This is a genomic window from Pseudarthrobacter sp. L19 (genome assembly GCF_050859435.1).
Lineage (GTDB): Bacteria > Actinomycetota > Actinomycetes > Actinomycetales > Micrococcaceae > Arthrobacter.
The window spans coordinates 2,469,940-2,485,239 of record NZ_CP193935.1; the positions used below are offsets into that span (position 1 = coordinate 2,469,940).

The window sequence follows — 15,300 nt, forward strand, 5'->3', positions numbered from 1 at the left end:
GTATCCCCGCTGGCCCCGGCGTTATGCCGGGGCCAGCGCCTTGTTAAGCACCGTCCGGATCCGCTTCTCGGAGACCGAATAGGCCGTCCCGAGTTCGACGGCGAACAGGCTCACCCGCAGCTCCTCGATCATCCAGCGGACCTGGGTTAACTCCGGTCCGATGCGCCGGCCCGGGAGCAGGGCCGAGACGGCGTCGTCGTAGTCGTCCTCAAGCCCCTGGACGACGGCCATATGCTGGGCGTCGCGCTGGACGGTGGTGGGCAGCTTCTCCAGCCGCTTCTCGATCGCCGCGAGGTAGCGCGGCAGCTGGCTCAACTGGGCGTAGCCCGTGCGTGCCACGAAGCCGGGGAAGACCAGTTGCTCCAGCTGGGCCTTGATGTCATTCAGGGCGCTGACCAGCGCCAGGCTGGTGGTGCCGCGGAGCTGCTTCTCGATCCGCCGGGTGCTGGCCAGGATGCGCTCGACGACGGCGGTAACGGTAAAGACCGTGTCGATCAGCTCGGCGCGGACCTGCTCGTACAGTGCCTTGAAGGATGGCTCGTCCCACGGGAGGGCGGCCGGCGTGAGCTTGTCGATCGCGGCCAAGGCGCAGTCCGCGATGAGGGCCGAGACCGAGCCGTGCGGGTTCTGGCTGAAGGTCAGCTTCTCCGTGTTGTTGAGGTGCTCCAGGACGTAGCGGTCCGGCGGCGGGACCTTGAGGGCCAGCAAGCGGATCACGCCGCCGCGCATCGCCTGTTCCTGTTCGCCCGCGGTCTGGAAGAGCCGCAATGCCACGGAGGTGCCCTGGTCCACCAGCGCCGGGTAGCCGGTGACGGTGTGGCCCTTGACCATGCCCTGGACCTGGCGCTGCACGGTGCCGAAGGTCCAATCCTTGAGGCCGGTCAGCTCGGTGAAGCCGGCGGGGGAGCCGGCCTGCTGTGCACTGCCTGATCCGCCCTGGCCGGCGTTGCCCTTTGCCGCGGCGGCGGGGGCGGCGCCCCTCTTCGGAGCCGTTGTCGAAGGAGTTGCGCCCAGTGACTCGGCGATGGCCCGGCGCGTGGCCGGCGCCAGCTTCTCCTGCAGCGCGGCGAGGTCCTTTCCCTCGTCGAGGAGCTTGCCGCGGGTATCCACCACGCGGAAGCTGACGCGCAGGTGCGGCGGGACGGCGTCCCAGTTCCAGGATCCCGGCGGGATGACCTGCCCGCGGAGCCTGCGCAGCACGAGTTCCAGGGACGGCTCGAGGTCGTCCGTGGCGGGATCGAAGTCGGCCTCCAGCGCGGCCACCGCCTGGCGGGCGACGTCGGGCGCCGGGACGAAGTTCTTGCGCACCTGCTTGGGCAGGGACTTGATCAGGGCGGTGACCAGTTCCACGCGTTGGCCCGGGATCAGCCAGCGGAAGGCGGCGTCGTCGAGCTGGTTGAGGAACAGCACGGGCACCTCGGCGGTGACGCCGTCGGAGGGGTTCGGCGCGGCCCCCGGGGCCACGGGGCTGAACTCGTAGCTCAGCGGCAGCTCGAAGCCCTTGTGCAACCAGGTCTTCGGGTACGCCGAATCGTCGAGCTCATCCGCGTCCTCGCTGATCAGCAGCGACTTCTCGAAGTCCAGCAGCGCCGGATCCTGCTGCCGGGCCTCTTTCCACCACTTGTCGAAGTGGCGCTCGGAGACCACGTCCTTGCCCACCCGGGCGTCATAGAACTCGAACAGGGTTTGGTCGTCCACCAGGATGTCCCGGCGGCGCATCCGGGCTTCCAGCTCCTCGATCTCCTGCAGCAGGGCCCGGTTGCGGTGGAAGAACTTGTGGTGGGTCTGCCAGTCGCCCTCCACCAGCGCGTGCCGGATGAAAAGTTCGCGGGACAGCTCCGGGTCCACGCGGCCGTAGTTGACCCGCCGGTTGGGGATGATGGGCACGCCGTACAGGGTGACCTTCTCGTGGGCCATCACCGAGCCCATCTTCTTGGACCAGTGTGGCTCGCTGTAGCTGCGCTTGACCAGGTCCGGGGCCACCTGCTCGGCCCAGAGCGGATCGAATTTGGCGGCCACCCGTGCCCAGAGGCGGCTGGTTTCCACAAGCTCGGCGGCCATCACGAAGGTGGGCGACTTCTTGAACAGTGCAGAGCCGGGGAAGATCGCGAAGCGGGTACCACGGGCGCCGGCGTATTCGCGCTTGCGTTCGTCCAGGATGCCGATGTGGCTCAGCAGGCCCGAGAGCAGGCTGATGTGGATGCCCTCGTGGTTGCCGACCGGGTCGGTCAGGCGCTTGTTGTCCAGGCTGATCCCGAGCGGCCGGGCCATTTGCCGCAGCTGCGCGAACAGGTCCTGCCATTCGCGCACCCGCAGGTAGTTGATGAACTCGGCGCGGCACAGCCGGCGGAACGCGGTCGAGGAGAGCTCCTGCTGCTTCTCCTGCAGGTAGTTCCAGAGGTTGAGGTAGCCGGTGAAGTCCGAGTTCTCATCCCGGAACCGCGCGTGCTTCTCCGCGGCCAGCTGCTGCTTGCCTGAGCCGTCCCCTTGGGGACGCTCGCGCGGGTCCTGAATGGTCAGCGCCGCCGCGAGGATCATCACCTCGCGGACGCAGCCGCGCTTGCCGGACTCCACGATCATCCGTCCCAGCCGCGGGTCCACCGGGAGCTGGGCGAGTTGCTGTCCGACGGCGGTGAGGCCGCTGCCGTTGCGGCCGGACCCGCCGGGCGGCGGCCACCGCGGCGCTGGCCACCTTCCGGCTGCCCGTCGGGCCGGCCGCCGTCGGGAGCGTCCGCGGTCTTGGCCGCGCTCAGGGCGCCGAGTTCGCGGAGCAGGGTGACGCCGTCGTTGATCGCGCGGGATTCCGGCGGTTCGACGAACGGGAAGTTCTCCACGTCCTTGGGCCCGCGTGCGACGCCCATGGCGGTCATCTGCAGGATGACTGCGGCGAGGTTGGTGCGCAGGATCTCCGGGTCGGTGAACTGCGGCCGGGATTCGAAGTCCTCCTCCGAGTACAGCCGGATGGCGATGCCGTCGGAGACGCGCCCGCAACGGCCCGAACGCTGGTTTGCCGAGGCCTGGGAGACGCGCTCGATCGGCAGGCGCTGGACCTTGGTGCGGTGCGAATAGCGCGAGATGCGGGCCGTGCCGGTGTCGATGACGTACTTGATGCCGGGCACCGTCAGCGAGGTCTCGGCGACGTTGGTGGCCAGGACGATCCGGCGCTTGCTGCCCGGATGGAAGACCTTGTGCTGCTCCTGCAGGCTCAGCCGGGCGAAGAGGGGGAGCACCTCGGTGCCGGCCAGCCGCCGGTTCGCCTGGATCCTGGCGTTCAGTGCCTCGGCGGCGTCGCGGATCTCGCGCTCGCCGGAGAAGAAGATCAGGATGTCCCCGGGGGCCTCGAGGGCGAGTTCGTCGACGGCGTCGCAGACGGCGTCCAGCGGGTCCCGGTCCTCCTCCAGCTCATCGTCGGAGGCGGTGCCCTCGCCGTCTCCGTCATCCGCGCCGGGACCGCCGGCGGGGGCGGACAGCGGACGGTAGCGGATCTCCACCGGGAAGGTGCGGCCCGAGACCTCGACGATCGGGGCCGGCTCCTCCTCGCCGCCGAAGTGTTTGGCGAAGCGCTCCGGGTCGATGGTGGCCGAGGTGATGATGACCTTCAGGTCCGGCCGCTGCGGCAGGATGCGCTTCAGGTAGCCGAGGATGAAGTCGATGTTGAGGCTGCGCTCGTGCGCCTCATCGATGATGATCACGCTGTACTTGCGCAGCAGCTTGTCGCGCTGGATCTCCGCCAGCAGGATGCCGTCGGTCATCAGCTTGATCTTCGTGGACCGGCTGACCTCGCCGGTAAAGCGGACCTGGAAGCCCACCTCCTGGCCGATGTCGACTCCGAGTTCCTCGGCGATGCGTTCGGCCACCGTCCGCGCGGCGAGGCGCCGCGGCTGGGTGTGTCCGATCAGGCCCTTTTCGGCCAGCCCCAGTTCCAGGCACATCTTCGGAATCTGGGTGGTCTTACCGGAGCCGGTCTCGCCGGCGATGATGGTCACCTGGTTGGCGGCGATCGCGGCCATCAGGTCCTCGCGGCGCTCGGAAACCGGCAGCTCGGCGGGGTAGGAGATATGGAGTGTCATGGCTGGCTCCAGTCTACTGGCCGGTTTCCGGGGAAAAGGCTCAAAAGCTAAGCCTACTGAGGAATATTTGGCCGGGCCGGGGACTTGGACCCGTCATGACTACTATCGCAATCATTGGAGCAGGATCGGGGCTCGGTGCCGCCGTCGCCCGTCGTTTCGGCGCGGAAGGCTTCTCCGTCGCCCTCCTTTCCCGGAACCAGGGCCGCGTGGATGCCCTGGCGGAGACCCTCTCGGCCGAGGGGATCGAGGCCAAGGGCTTCGCGGCCGACGTCCGCGACCCCGCCTCCATCACCCGGGCGCTGGAGGCCGCCACCGAAACCCTCGGCCCAATCGAGGTGCTGCAGTACAGCCCGTTGCCGCAGAAGGACTTCATGCGTCCGGTCCTGGAGACCACCCCCGCCGACCTGGTGGGACCCGTGGAGTTCTCCATCTATGGCCCGGTCGCCGCGGTCCACCAGGTCCTCCCCGGCATGCGGTTCCTGGGCAAGGACAAGGGCACCATTCTCTTCGTCAACGGCGGCTCGGCGGTAAAGCCCGGACGCAATGTCACCGGCACCTCGGTCGCGTTCGCCGGCCAGGCCGCCTACGCCCAGCTGTTGAACGAGGTGCTCGGTGAGGAGGGCATCCAGGTGTCCCAGCTGATCATCGGTGGCCGCATCATCGACGGCGACCCGGAGAAAGACCCGGCCGTCCTCGCCGGACACCTGTGGGACCTGCACACCAAGCGCGACCGGTTCCGGCTGCAGATCAGCTCCGATTAGGCATCCCCGAAACATCACCGACACTGGACAGGAGTACGAGTATGGCTACGAAGACATGGTTTATAACCGGAACCTCACGTGGTTTCGGCCGGGAATGGGCCCTCGCCGCGCTGGGCCGCGGAGACAACGTCGCCGCGACGGCGCGTGACGCGAAGAGCCTGGACGCGCTGGTTCAGGAGTTCGGCGACAGGATCCTTCCCATCGAACTCGACGTCACGGACCGCAGCGCCGCCTTCGCCGCCGTGGCCCGGGCGCACGGGCATTTCGGCCGGCTGGACGTGGTGGTCAACAACGCCGGCTACGGCCAGTTCGGCACGGTGGAGGAGCTGAGCGAAGCCGACGCCCGCGAGCAGATCGAGACGAACCTCTTTGGTGCGCTGTGGGTCACCCAGGCCGCGCTGCCCTTCCTGCGGGAGCAGGGCAGCGGGCACATCATCCAGGTCTCGTCCGTGGGCGGCGTCTCGGCCTTCCCCACCGTGGGCATCTACCATGCGTCCAAGTGGGCGCTCGAGGGCCTGAGCCAGTCCCTGGCCCAGGAGGTCGCGGAGTTCGGCATCAAGGTGACCCTGGTGGAGCCGGGCGGCTTCGCCACCGACTGGGGCGGCAGTTCCGCCCGTCACGCCGAACAGATGCCGGAGTACGACGGCGTCCGCGAGCGGGCGGCCAACCGGCCGAGCCGGCGCGGCACCCCGGGCGATCCGACGGCCACCCGGGAGCCGATCCTGACCCTGGTGGACGCGGACGAACCGCCGCTGCGGGTCTTCTTCGGCGAGGCGCCCCTGGGCATCGTCACCGCCGACTACGAGTCCCGGCTGGCCACCTGGAATGAGTGGCAGCCGCTCTCCGTGGCCGCTCACGGCGGCTGAGTCCTGCGGGGAGAGCGGCGGGCCGGCCGGGCATACTGCCCGGCCGGCCCGCCGCTGTGTGAAGCCGGCTGCGTGGTTAGAAATTCCGCAGGGTGTAGCCGGTGCTTGGCAGGTCGTGGGCCATCCAGTAGTCCTCCGAGCGGACGGGCGGGTTGTGGCCCAGTCCGTCCTTGCGGAGGGCGCGGAGGGTGGCCGCTGCGACGGCGATAACCAGGATGATGACGGCGATTCCGATGAGTTCCATAGCTCTATGGTTCGCCGGTGGCGGGTCAAAAATAAGTGGCAGAAAAGCCCAAAAAGCTAGAATTTCTGCCACACTTGAATCATGATTCGTTCGGTGGCAATGATCGTGGTTCCCAACTTTTCCATCTTCGAATTCGGCACCGCTTTCGAGGTGTTCGGCGTCGACCGGTCTGGCCGCGGCGCGGGCCTGCCCGCCTTCGATTTCCGGATCGTCACCCCCGTCCCCGGGGACGTCCCGATGCAGTCCGGCCCCACCATGCACGTGGGACTCGGCTTGGAGGCGGCAGCGGACGCGGACCTGGTGATCATGACCCCGTTCGGCAAGGACTCCGACGTTCCCGACGCCGTGATCGATGCCCTGCGTGCCGCCCACGAGCGCGGCGCGTGGGTGATGTCCATCTGCTCGGGGGCGTTCGCCCTGGCCCGGGCCGGGCTGCTGGACGGCCGGCGCTGCACCACCCACTGGCACTACTCGCGCGAACTGGCCGAGAGGTATCCCGAGGCGGTGGTGGACGAGAACGTGCTGTACGTCCAGGACGGCCGGATCATCACCAGCGCCGGGACCGCCGCGGGGATCGACGCGAGCCTGCACCTGGTGCGGCTGGAATTCGGCGCGGCGGTGGCCGCCAGCATCGCCCGCGACATGGTGGTGCCCCCGCACCGCGACGGCGGACAGGCACAGTTCATCGACCGGCCGATTCCCCGGTGCGGGTCCCAGCCGATGGAGGAGCTGCTGCGCTGGATGGTCGGCAACCTGGCGGAGGAGCACCCGGTCAACGAGCTGGCGCGGCGGGTCCATATGTCGCCGCGGACCTTCGCCCGGCGCTTCCGGGCCGAAACCGGGGCCACGCCCGCGGCCTGGCTGAACTCCCAGCGCGTCCTCCGCGCCCAGGAGTTGCTGGAGACGACGGACCTGACCATCGATGAGGTTGCACGGGAGTCCGGGTTTGGCCACCCCGTCCTGCTCCGCCACCACTTCGCCAAGGTACTCGACACCAGCCCGCAGTCATACCGGCGGGCCTTCCGCGGCCATCTCGCGGCGGTTTAGGGAGGGCTACTGCCCTGGCACGTCCCCGGCGTCGGCGCGCACGCACTCGACCAGCTCGCGCCACGGACCCGTGATGTGCCGTTCGGGCAAGGTGGCTCGACGCCGGCCCGCGCGGATGCTGTAGACGAACCGGTCCGGCTGCGGGGCCTCGTCCTCGTCCCCGGGGAGGTCATCCCACGGGCACGCCTCGATCAGGCCCTGCCAACGGTCCACGGCGTCCGGCGTCGCGGGTTCGGTACTCCAGACGCGTTGGAATCCCGCGACGCCGCCGCTGCGCTGCACGGTGATCTTCATGGGTTCGTCTCCAGCCACCAGGATTACGGCCGGCTGCCGCCTTACAGCCTGACTTTGACAGTTTCCCACGCCGAGCGCACCGCGTCATGCTCCGGCGAATCGGCCCCGAACAGCTCCTGCGCGGAGGCCGCGGTGGCCTTGGCGAAGGCGCTGAATGTCGACGCCGGCTTCAGCGATCCTCCGGTCAGGGTCTCGTACCAGATCCGTCCCGGCGCCTCCCACGCGTTCCCGCCGAGGGTGGTGGCCGTGAGGTAGAACGCCCGGTTGGGAATGCCGGAGTTCAGGTGCACCCCTCCGTTGTCCGAGCTGGTGTGAACGTAACCCTCCATCGAGTCGGGCTGCGGGTCCTTGCCCAGGACGTCGTCGTCGTACGCCGTGCCCGGCGCCTTCATCGAGCGCAGCGCGACGCCCTGGACCTGGTCGGTGAAGAGCCCCTCGCCGATCAGCCAACTGGCCTGCGCCGCGTCCTGCTGCCGGACGAACTGTTCCACCAACGCACCGAAGACGTCCGAGACGGACTCGTTCAGCGCACCGGACTGGTTCCGGTAGGTCAGCCCCGCGGAGAACTGGGTGACGCCGTGGGTGAGCTCGTGGCCGATCACGCTGAGCGCCACCGTGAACCGGTTGAACACCTGGCCGTCGCCGTCGCCGAAGACCATCTGGTGGCCGTCCCAGAAGGCGTTGTCGTAGCGCTGCCCGTAGTGCACCGTCGCGTCCAGGGGCAGGCCGTTGCCGTCCACCGAGTTGCGCCCGAAGGCTTCGGCGTAGAGCCGGTGCGTGTGTCCGAGCCCGTCGTACGCCTCGTCGGCGGCCGGATCAGAGGTGGCCGGCTCACCCTCCTTGCGGACCAGGGCGCCGGGCAGGTTCTCCGAGCCCTTCGCGTCATAGATGGTGCGCTGCGGCGGACCGGGCGCCACCTGGCGGATTCCCGGCGGGGCCGTCGGAGCCGCCGCGGCCCGTGCGGCCTGGACGCTCTTGACGTGCAGCAACGCCTCCCGGGCGGCGCGCGCGGCCGCCTCCAGCCGGGGTTCCGACGTCTGTGCCGCCAGCCGGCGCAACAGGTAGGGCGGGATGATGGAGCAGTACATGTGAGACCCCTTTGCTCTAGCCGATGCGACCAGCCTAAGAGCGGGGTGCGACATTTGGCAGGGGCGCCGCCGCCCGATCCGTCGGGCGGGCCTCCCGGCGGGTACGGTAAGCCCATGGCGCACTCCGGTAAAGAGAAGAAGAAATCCAGCTCCACGCTGCTGACGGTGATCATCGCGTTCGCGATGAACGTCCTGGTGGCGGTCGCCAAGTCGGTGGCGGCCTTCCTCTCCGGTTCGGCGTCCATGACGGCGGAGGCGGCGCACTCGTGGGCGGACACCGGCAACCAGGTCTTCCTCTTCCTGGCAGAGCGGCGTTCGGCCCGGCCGCGGGACAAGAGCCACCCCATGGGCTACGGCCGTGAGGCCTACGTCTGGTCCATGTTCGCGGCATTCGGGCTCTTCACCGCCGGTGCCGTGGTCTCGATCATGCACGGCATCCAGGAGATCATCGCGCCCGAGCCCTCCGCGGACTTCATGGTGGCCTACATCGTCCTGGCGGCGGCGTTCGTCTTCGAGGGAATCTCCTTCGTCCAGGCGTTCCGGCAGACCCGGAAGGCCGCGCACGAACTGGACCGGCACACCCTGGAGCAGGTGCTGATCAGCTCCGACCCGACGCTGCGGGCCGTCTTCGCCGAGGATGCCGCGGCGCTGATCGGCCTGGTGGTCGCCTTCGTCGGCATCTTCCTGCACCAGGTCACCGGCTCCCCGCTGCCCGACGCCATCGGCTCGATCGTCGTGGGCGTCCTGCTGGCCGTCGTCGCCGTCGTGCTGATCGACCGGAACCGCCGCTTCCTGGTGGGCCAGGGCGTCACCAGCGACATCGAACAGTCCATGGCCCGCCGGGTGCTGGAGCACCGGGACATCGCCCGGCTGACCTACCTGCACCTCGAATTTGTCGGCCCGCGGAAGCTCTACCTGGTCGCGGCCGTGGACCTGGAGGGCGACCACCCCGAGCACGAGGTGGCAGTGGCGCTGCGCCGGATCGAACGCGAACTCGAGGACCACGAGACGGTCGAGGAAGCGGTGCTGACCCTGGCGACGCCGGACGAGCAGCCCCTGCAGATCAGCGCGGACAAGGAAGGCGCGACGCCGTAGGCGGGAACCCAGGCGCAACGCAAAGAACCCCTCCGCTTCAGCTGAAGCGGAGGGGTTCTCACTGTGCCCTCGGTAGGATTCGAACCTACGGCCTTCTGCTCCGGAGGCAGACGCTCTATCCCCTGAGCTACGAGGGCAATCAGGGATTCCTGCCGTCACCGGCGGGACGTCCTAGAGCTTAGCAGGAAGGTGGGCCGCAAACGAAAACGACGCAGCGGGTGCCGGAATTCCGCGCAGATGCGGGCCCCCGGTAGGCTTGAACCGTGACCCCAGAAGAACTTTCCCTTGCCATATCCGCCTGCCTCCAGGACGCCGTCGCCGCCGGTGAGATCGCCCTCGCCGCCACCGATATTCCGGAGGCTGTCCGCGTGGAGCGGCCGAAGAACAGGGACCACGGGGACTGGGCAACCAACATCGCCCTGCAGCTGGCAAAGCCGGCCGGGACCAACCCCCGCCAGCTGGCCGGGCTCCTGAGCGAGCGTCTGGCTGGGATCGCCGGGGTGGCCGCCGTGGACATCGCCGGGCCCGGGTTCCTGAACATCACCGTCGACGCCGCCGCCGCGGGGGCGCTCGCCAAGGCCATCGTTGAGGCGGGGTCCGGCTACGGCACCAACACCGCGCTCGCGGGCCGCACCGTGAACATGGAGTTCGTCTCCGCCAACCCCACCGGGCCGCTGCACATCGGCCACACCCGCTGGGCCGCCCTGGGCGATTCGATCGCGCGCGTGCTCCGGGCCTCCGGCGCGGACGTCACGGCGGAGTACTACATCAACGACGCCGGTTCGCAGATGGATGTCTTCGCCAACTCCGTGCTCTCCCGCCTGCACGGCCGTGACGTTCCCGAGGGCGGCTACCCGGGCGAATACATTGCCGACCTGGGCCACGAGGTCCTCGCCGAGCACCCGGCCATCCGGGAGTTGACGGACGTGGCGGCGCTGCCGGTCATCCGGGCCTCCGCCTACCAGGCGCAGCTCAAGGACATCCAGCAGACCCTCGCGGAGTTCGGCGTCGCGTTCGACGTCTACTTCTCCGAGCAGGAACTCCACGACGCCGGGGCGATCGCCAGCGCCGTCGCCCGGCTGCGCGAGCAGGGCCACGTCTACGACGACGGCGGCGCCGTCTGGCTTCGCACCACGGACTTCGGCGATGACAAGGACCGCGTGATGATCCGCGCGAACGGCGAGCCGACCTACTTCGCCGCCGACGCCGCCTATTACCTGTCCAAGAAGGACCGCGGCTTCACCGAGAAGATCTACCTCCTCGGCGCCGACCACCACGGTTACATCAACCGGCTCAAGGCCATCGCCGCCGCCGCGGGCGACGACCCCGAGGTCAACATCGAGGTCCTCATCGGCCAGCTCGTCTCCGTCAACGGTGCCAAGCTGTCCAAGCGGGCCGGCAACATCATCGAGCTCAAGGACCTGATCTCCTGGCTGGGCAAGGACGCCGTGCGCTACTCCCTGGCCCGGTTCCCCGCCGATTCGCCGCTCACCCTGGACCCGGAGCTGCTGAAGAAGCACAGCAACGAGAACCCGGTCTTCTACGTCCAGTACGCCCATGCCCGCTCCCGCGGTGCCGCCCGCAACGCCGCCGCAGCCGGCGTCGAGCGCTCCGTGGACGGCCGGGAGGCCTTCGACGCCGCCCTGCTGGACCACGCCACGGAGAACGAACTGCTCTCGCACCTGGGCAGCTACCCCTCAATCGTGGCCAAGGCCGCCGAGCTGCGCGAGCCGCACCGCGTGGCCCGCCACCTCGAGGTCATCGCCGGCGCCTACCACCGCTGGTACGACGCCTGCCGGGTGGCTCCCCTCGGCGAGGAAGACGTCACCGACCTCAACCGCACCCGTCTGTGGCTCAATGACGCCACCAGCCAGGTGCTCGCCAACGGACTTGACCTGCTGGGCGTCTCGGCGCCGGAACGGATGTGACCATCATGACCGCAAGCCCCGCCAACAACGCCGTGTCCCCGCTCGCCCCGGACTGGCTGGACGTCCCGGCCGACCTCAACGCCCTGCACGCGCCGATGTGGGCCGCCGGCGTCGCCCGCACCGATGGCGGCGAGCTCGCCATCGACGGGATTCCGGTCAGTGAGCTGCAGCGGCAGTTCGGCACCCCGCTCTTCGTGATGAGCGAGACCGACTTCCGGGCCCGGGCACGCGCCTTCCAGGACGCCTTCAACGAGGCCTTCGCCGACATCTGCGGGGAGTGGACGTCTACTACGCCGGCAAATCCTTCCTGTGCACCGCCGTCGTCCGCTGGGTCGAGGAGGAAGGCCTCCGGCTGGACACGGCCTCCGGCGGCGAGCTGGCCGTCGCGGCCCGCGCCGGCCTCCCCGGTGCCGCCGTCGCCCTGCACGGCAACAACAAGTCCGACGCCGAAATCCACCGCGCCCTGGACATGGGCCTGGGCCGGATCGTGGTGGACAGCCTCCCCGAGCTGGAGCGCGTCGCGGCGATTGCCGCCCACCGGGGCGAGACCGCCAAGGTCATGCTCCGGCTAACCCCGGGCGTCCACGCCCACACCCACGAATTCATCGCCACCGCCCACGAGGACCAGAAGTTCGGCCTCTCCATGGCCGGGGACTCCACCGAGCAGGCCGGGCTCTCCGCCGCGGAGGAGGCCGTGGCCGCCGCGGCCGGCCACGCCAGCATCGAACTGCTGGGCCTGCACTGCCACATCGGATCGCAGATCTTCGAACCCGACGGCTTCGCCGTGGCCGCGGAGAAGCTGCTGGACTTCCTCGCCGCGATGCGCTCGAAGTACTCCGTGGACCTGCCCGAGCTGGACCTCGGCGGCGGCTATGGCATCGCCTACACCCCCGTGGACACCCCCCGCCCGCCCGCGGAGATTGCCCGGGCGATGGCCGCCGTCGTCCGCGCGAAGGTCGCCGAGCTGGGGATCACCGCGCCGCGGATCTCGATCGAGCCCGGCCGCGCGATCGTGGGCACCAGCACCTTCACGCTCTACGAGGTCGGCACACTGAAAACCGTGCGCGTCGACGCCCCGGCGTCCGCCGGCAGCGCCGACGAGGCCGATAACGTTACGTACCCCCGCCGCTATGTGTCGGTGGACGGCGGCATGAGCGATAACGCCCGGCCGGTGCTCTACGACGCGGATTATTCGGCGGTCCTGGCCTCCCGCAGCTCCACCGCGGCCCCGCAGCTGTCCCGGGTGGTGGGCAAACATTGCGAGAGCGGCGACATAGTTGTTAGAGATGTATATCTGCCCGAGGACGTGGCAGCCGGTGATCTGCTCGCTGTACCGGGGACCGGCGCCTACTGCTGGGTCCTCTCAAGCAATTACAACTATCTTGCCCGTCCGGGCGTTGTTGCCCTGCGCGACGGAGCAGCCCGGCTGATTGTCCGCGGGGAGACCGAAGCCGATCTGTTGAACCGCGACATGGGAGTCTGAATGACGCAAATGCGTACCCTGAAAGTGGCCCTGCTGGGCTGTGGCAACGTCGGGGCCCAGGTAGCGCGGATTCTCATTGACGACGCCGACGCTCTCGCCTCCCGCACCGGTGCCCGCCTGGAGCTCAGCGGCATCGCCGTGCGCACCCCGGACGCCCGCCGCGACGTCGAGCTGCCGGCGGACCTGTTGACCACCGACGCCGAGTCCCTGGTCAAGGACGCGGACCTGGTGATCGAACTGATGGGCGGCATCGAACCGGCGCGCAGCCTGATCCTCACCGCCATCCGGCACGGCGCCTCCGTGGTCACCGGAAACAAGGCCCTGCTGGCCCAGGACGGCCCCACCCTCTACGAGGAGGCGGACAAGGCCGGCGTGCAGCTCTCCTACGAGGCCGCCGTCGCCGGCGCCATCCCCATCCTGCGCCCCATTCGGGACAGCCTCTCCGGGGACCGGATCACCCGCGTCCTGGGAATCGTCAACGGCACCACCAACTTCATCCTCGACCAGATGGACAGCACCGGCGCGCAGTTCGCCGACGCCCTCGCCGAGGCCCAGCGGCTCGGCTACGCGGAGGCGGATCCCACGGCCGACGTCGAGGGCCTCGACGCCGCGGCGAAGGCCGCCATCCTGGCCTCGCTGTCCTTCCACACCCGCTTCGCCCTGGAAGACGTGTACTGCGAGGGCATCACCGGCGTCACCGCGGCCGACATCGCCGCGGCCAAGGACGCCGGCTTCGTCATCAAGCTGCTGGCGATCGCCGAGAAGCTCAGTGATTCCGAGGGCAACGAGGGCGTCTCCGTCCGCGTGCACCCCACCCTGCTGCCGCGCGAGCACCCGCTGGCCGCCGTCCATGGCGCGTTCAACGCAGTCTTCATCGAGGCCGAGAACGCCGGCGAGCTGATGTTCTACGGCCAGGGCGCCGGCGGCACCCCCACCGCGTCCGCCGTGCTCGGTGACCTGGTATCCGCGGCCCGGCGGATCGTCCTGGGAGGCCCCGGCCGCACCGAGACCACCACCGGCCACGTGCCCGCGCTGCCCATCGACGCCGCCGTCACCAGCTACTACATCGGCCTGGACGTGGCGGACCAGCCCGGTGTGCTCGCGCGGATCGCGCAGCTGTTCGCCGAACACGGCGTCTCGATCGAAACCATGCGGCAAACAGTGCACCGCGAACCGTCCTCTCCGGCCACCTCGGCGGAGCTGCGGATCGTCACGCACCGCGCCAGCGAGGCCGCCCTCGCGGCCACCGTCCAGGCCGTAAAGGGCTTGGACGTCATCACTTCAGTCACATCCGTACTGCGGGTAGAAGGGGTCTAAGTGGCTCACCAATGGCGCGGAGTCATCCGCGAATACGCTGAACGCCTGCCGGTCACCGAGGCCACGAAGGTCATCACCCTGGGCGAGGGCGGCACCCCGCTGGTCCACGCGCAGAAGCTCTCCGCGCTCACCGGCTGCACCGTCTACCTCAAGGTCGAGGGCATGAACCCCACCGGTTCCTTCAAGGACCGCGGCATGACCATGGCCATGACCGCCGCCGTCGCCGCCGGAGCCAAGGCCGTGGTGTGCGCCTCCACCGGCAACACCTCCGCCTCCGCGGCGGCCTACGCCACCTCCGCCGGCCTGCGCTGCGCCGTGCTGGTGCCCGAGGGCAAGATCTCCATGGGCAAGCTCAGCCAGGCGATCGCCCACGGCGCCACCCTGCTGCAGGTGGACGGCAACTTCGACGACTGCCTCGAGATCGCCCGGAAGCTGGGGGAGTCCTACCCGGTGTTCCTGGTGAACTCGGTCAACCCGGCCCGGATCGAGGGCCAGAAGACCGGTGCGTTCGAAGTGGTCGACTCCCTCGGCGACGCCCCGGACATCCACATCCTCCCGGTCGGCAACGCCGGCAACATCAGCGCGTACTGGAAGGGCTACAAGGAATACGCGGCGCCCTACGAGTCCGCCACCGCCGGAACCCTGCCCGCCGTCGCCACCCGCACCCCGGTGATGTGGGGCTTCCAGGCCGCCGGTGCCGCGCCGTTCGTCGCCGGCCACCCGATCACCGAACCGGACACCATCGCCACGGCAATCCGGATCGGCAACCCCGCCTCCTGGGAGACCGCCGTCGCCGCTCGGGACGAATCCGGCGGCGTGATCGAGGCCGTGACCGACGACGAAATCCTCGCCGCCCACCGCTGGCTGTCCGCCCGCGAGGGCGTCTTCGTCGAACCCGGCTCCGCGGCCGGCGTCGCGGGCCTGATCAAGAAGCACGAAGCCGGCGAGGTCCCGGCCGGTAAGACCATTGTCATCACCGTCACCGGCCACGGCCTGAAGGACCCGCAGTGGGCCCTCCGTACCGAGGACGGCAGCGACGTCCAGCCGGTGAAGGTGGCCAACGACGTCGTCACCGTCGCCGCGGAACTGGGACTGGAAGAGCACTAG

12 protein-coding genes, 1 tRNA gene and 1 pseudogene are annotated in these 15,300 nt (G+C 69.3%); 8 read left to right on the top strand and 6 right to left on the bottom strand.

What is annotated here, in order from left to right; translation table 11 throughout:
• Positions 1-21: 21 nt before the first annotated feature.
• Together ACRQ5B_RS11745 and hrpA are read right to left on the bottom strand one after the other, a co-directional pair.
• Complete coding sequence (locus ACRQ5B_RS11745) at positions 22-2,580, bottom strand: DUF3418 domain-containing protein (protein WP_432394025.1); 2,559 nt, start codon at positions 2,578-2,580, stop codon at positions 22-24.
• A complete protein-coding gene (hrpA, locus tag ACRQ5B_RS11750; protein ID WP_432394028.1) occupies positions 2,577-4,070 on the bottom strand; it encodes an ATP-dependent RNA helicase HrpA in 1,494 nt (497 codons plus the stop codon). The genes ACRQ5B_RS11745 and hrpA overlap by 4 nt, the downstream gene beginning before the upstream one ends.
• Before the next feature lie 95 nt (positions 4,071-4,165).
• Here hrpA and ACRQ5B_RS11755 point away from each other — a divergent pair, with 95 nt between their 5' ends.
• Both ACRQ5B_RS11755 and ACRQ5B_RS11760 read left to right on the top strand, forming a co-directional pair.
• Entirely contained in the window at positions 4,166-4,831 is a 666-nt protein-coding gene (locus tag ACRQ5B_RS11755; RefSeq protein ID WP_432394031.1) for an SDR family NAD(P)-dependent oxidoreductase, read from the top strand.
• A gap of 41 nt (positions 4,832-4,872) precedes the next feature.
• Positions 4,873-5,697 carry an SDR family oxidoreductase gene (locus tag ACRQ5B_RS11760; RefSeq protein ID WP_432394034.1) on the top strand — a complete coding sequence of 275 codons (825 nt, stop codon included), beginning with the start codon at positions 4,873-4,875 and terminating at the stop codon, positions 5,695-5,697.
• 76 nt (positions 5,698-5,773) lie between these two features.
• Here the strand turns inward: ACRQ5B_RS11760 and ACRQ5B_RS11765 are convergent, their stop codons facing one another.
• The gene (locus ACRQ5B_RS11765; protein WP_412883425.1) at positions 5,774-5,941 is read right to left on the bottom strand and encodes a hypothetical protein; all 168 of its coding nucleotides are present in this window, start codon (positions 5,939-5,941) and stop codon (positions 5,774-5,776) included.
• An 81-nt stretch (positions 5,942-6,022) separates the two neighbouring features.
• Here ACRQ5B_RS11765 and ACRQ5B_RS11770 point away from each other — a divergent pair, with 81 nt between their 5' ends.
• Complete coding sequence (locus ACRQ5B_RS11770; protein WP_432394037.1) at positions 6,023-6,988, top strand: GlxA family transcriptional regulator; 966 nt, start codon at positions 6,023-6,025, stop codon at positions 6,986-6,988.
• Positions 6,989-6,994: 6 nt separating this feature from the next.
• Here the strand turns inward: ACRQ5B_RS11770 and ACRQ5B_RS11775 are convergent, their stop codons facing one another.
• Both ACRQ5B_RS11775 and ACRQ5B_RS11780 read right to left on the bottom strand, forming a co-directional pair.
• Positions 6,995-7,282, bottom strand: coding sequence for a protealysin inhibitor emfourin (locus tag ACRQ5B_RS11775; RefSeq protein WP_412883423.1), 288 nt, complete (start codon positions 7,280-7,282; stop codon positions 6,995-6,997).
• A 41-nt stretch (positions 7,283-7,323) separates the two neighbouring features.
• Entirely contained in the window at positions 7,324-8,370 is a 1,047-nt protein-coding gene (locus ACRQ5B_RS11780; protein WP_432394040.1) for a M4 family metallopeptidase, read from the bottom strand.
• Between the two features lie 114 nt (positions 8,371-8,484).
• On the opposite strand from ACRQ5B_RS11780, the gene ACRQ5B_RS11785 reads away from it, so the two are divergent.
• Positions 8,485-9,465, top strand: coding sequence for a cation diffusion facilitator family transporter (locus ACRQ5B_RS11785; RefSeq protein ID WP_432394043.1), 981 nt, complete (start codon positions 8,485-8,487; stop codon positions 9,463-9,465).
• 64 nt (positions 9,466-9,529) lie between these two features.
• On the opposite strand, the gene ACRQ5B_RS11790 is transcribed toward ACRQ5B_RS11785, so the two are convergent.
• A tRNA-Arg gene (locus ACRQ5B_RS11790) sits at positions 9,530-9,602 on the bottom strand.
• Between the two features lie 126 nt (positions 9,603-9,728).
• Here ACRQ5B_RS11790 and argS point away from each other — a divergent pair.
• The 4 genes and pseudogenes from argS (at position 9,729) to thrC (ending at position 15,300) form a co-directional block, all read left to right on the top strand.
• Positions 9,729-11,393, top strand: coding sequence for an arginine--tRNA ligase (gene argS / locus ACRQ5B_RS11795; protein WP_432394046.1), 1,665 nt, complete (start codon positions 9,729-9,731; stop codon positions 11,391-11,393).
• A 5-nt stretch (positions 11,394-11,398) separates the two neighbouring features.
• Positions 11,399-12,876, top strand: a pseudogene (lysA, locus tag ACRQ5B_RS11800) (diaminopimelate decarboxylase).
• Positions 12,877-14,193 carry a homoserine dehydrogenase gene (locus ACRQ5B_RS11805; RefSeq protein ID WP_432394049.1) on the top strand — a complete coding sequence of 439 codons (1,317 nt, stop codon included), beginning with the start codon at positions 12,877-12,879 and terminating at the stop codon, positions 14,191-14,193. It begins immediately after the preceding pseudogene.
• On the top strand, positions 14,194-15,300 hold the full coding sequence (thrC, locus tag ACRQ5B_RS11810; RefSeq protein ID WP_432394052.1) for a threonine synthase: 1,107 nt from the start codon (positions 14,194-14,196) through the stop codon (positions 15,298-15,300).

Bases quoted from the DNA above. Each gene is read 5' to 3' on its own strand.
- ACRQ5B_RS11745 (WP_432394025.1), bottom strand. From the start codon at position 2,580: ATGATCGTGGAGTCCGGCAAGCGCGGCTGCGTCCGCGAGGTGATGATC.
- hrpA (WP_432394028.1), bottom strand. From the start codon at position 4,070: ATGACACTCCATATCTCCTACCCCGCCGAGCTGCCGGTTTCCGAGCGC.
- ACRQ5B_RS11755 (WP_432394031.1), top strand. From the start codon at position 4,166: ATGACTACTATCGCAATCATTGGAGCAGGATCGGGGCTCGGTGCCGCC.
- ACRQ5B_RS11760 (WP_432394034.1), top strand. From the start codon at position 4,873: ATGGCTACGAAGACATGGTTTATAACCGGAACCTCACGTGGTTTCGGC.
- ACRQ5B_RS11765 (WP_412883425.1), bottom strand. From the start codon at position 5,941: ATGGAACTCATCGGAATCGCCGTCATCATCCTGGTTATCGCCGTCGCA.
- ACRQ5B_RS11770 (WP_432394037.1), top strand. From the start codon at position 6,023: ATGATTCGTTCGGTGGCAATGATCGTGGTTCCCAACTTTTCCATCTTC.
- ACRQ5B_RS11775 (WP_412883423.1), bottom strand. From the start codon at position 7,282: ATGAAGATCACCGTGCAGCGCAGCGGCGGCGTCGCGGGATTCCAACGC.
- ACRQ5B_RS11780 (WP_432394040.1), bottom strand. From the start codon at position 8,370: ATGTACTGCTCCATCATCCCGCCCTACCTGTTGCGCCGGCTGGCGGCA.
- ACRQ5B_RS11785 (WP_432394043.1), top strand. From the start codon at position 8,485: ATGGCGCACTCCGGTAAAGAGAAGAAGAAATCCAGCTCCACGCTGCTG.
- ACRQ5B_RS11805 (WP_432394049.1), top strand. From the start codon at position 12,877: ATGACGCAAATGCGTACCCTGAAAGTGGCCCTGCTGGGCTGTGGCAAC.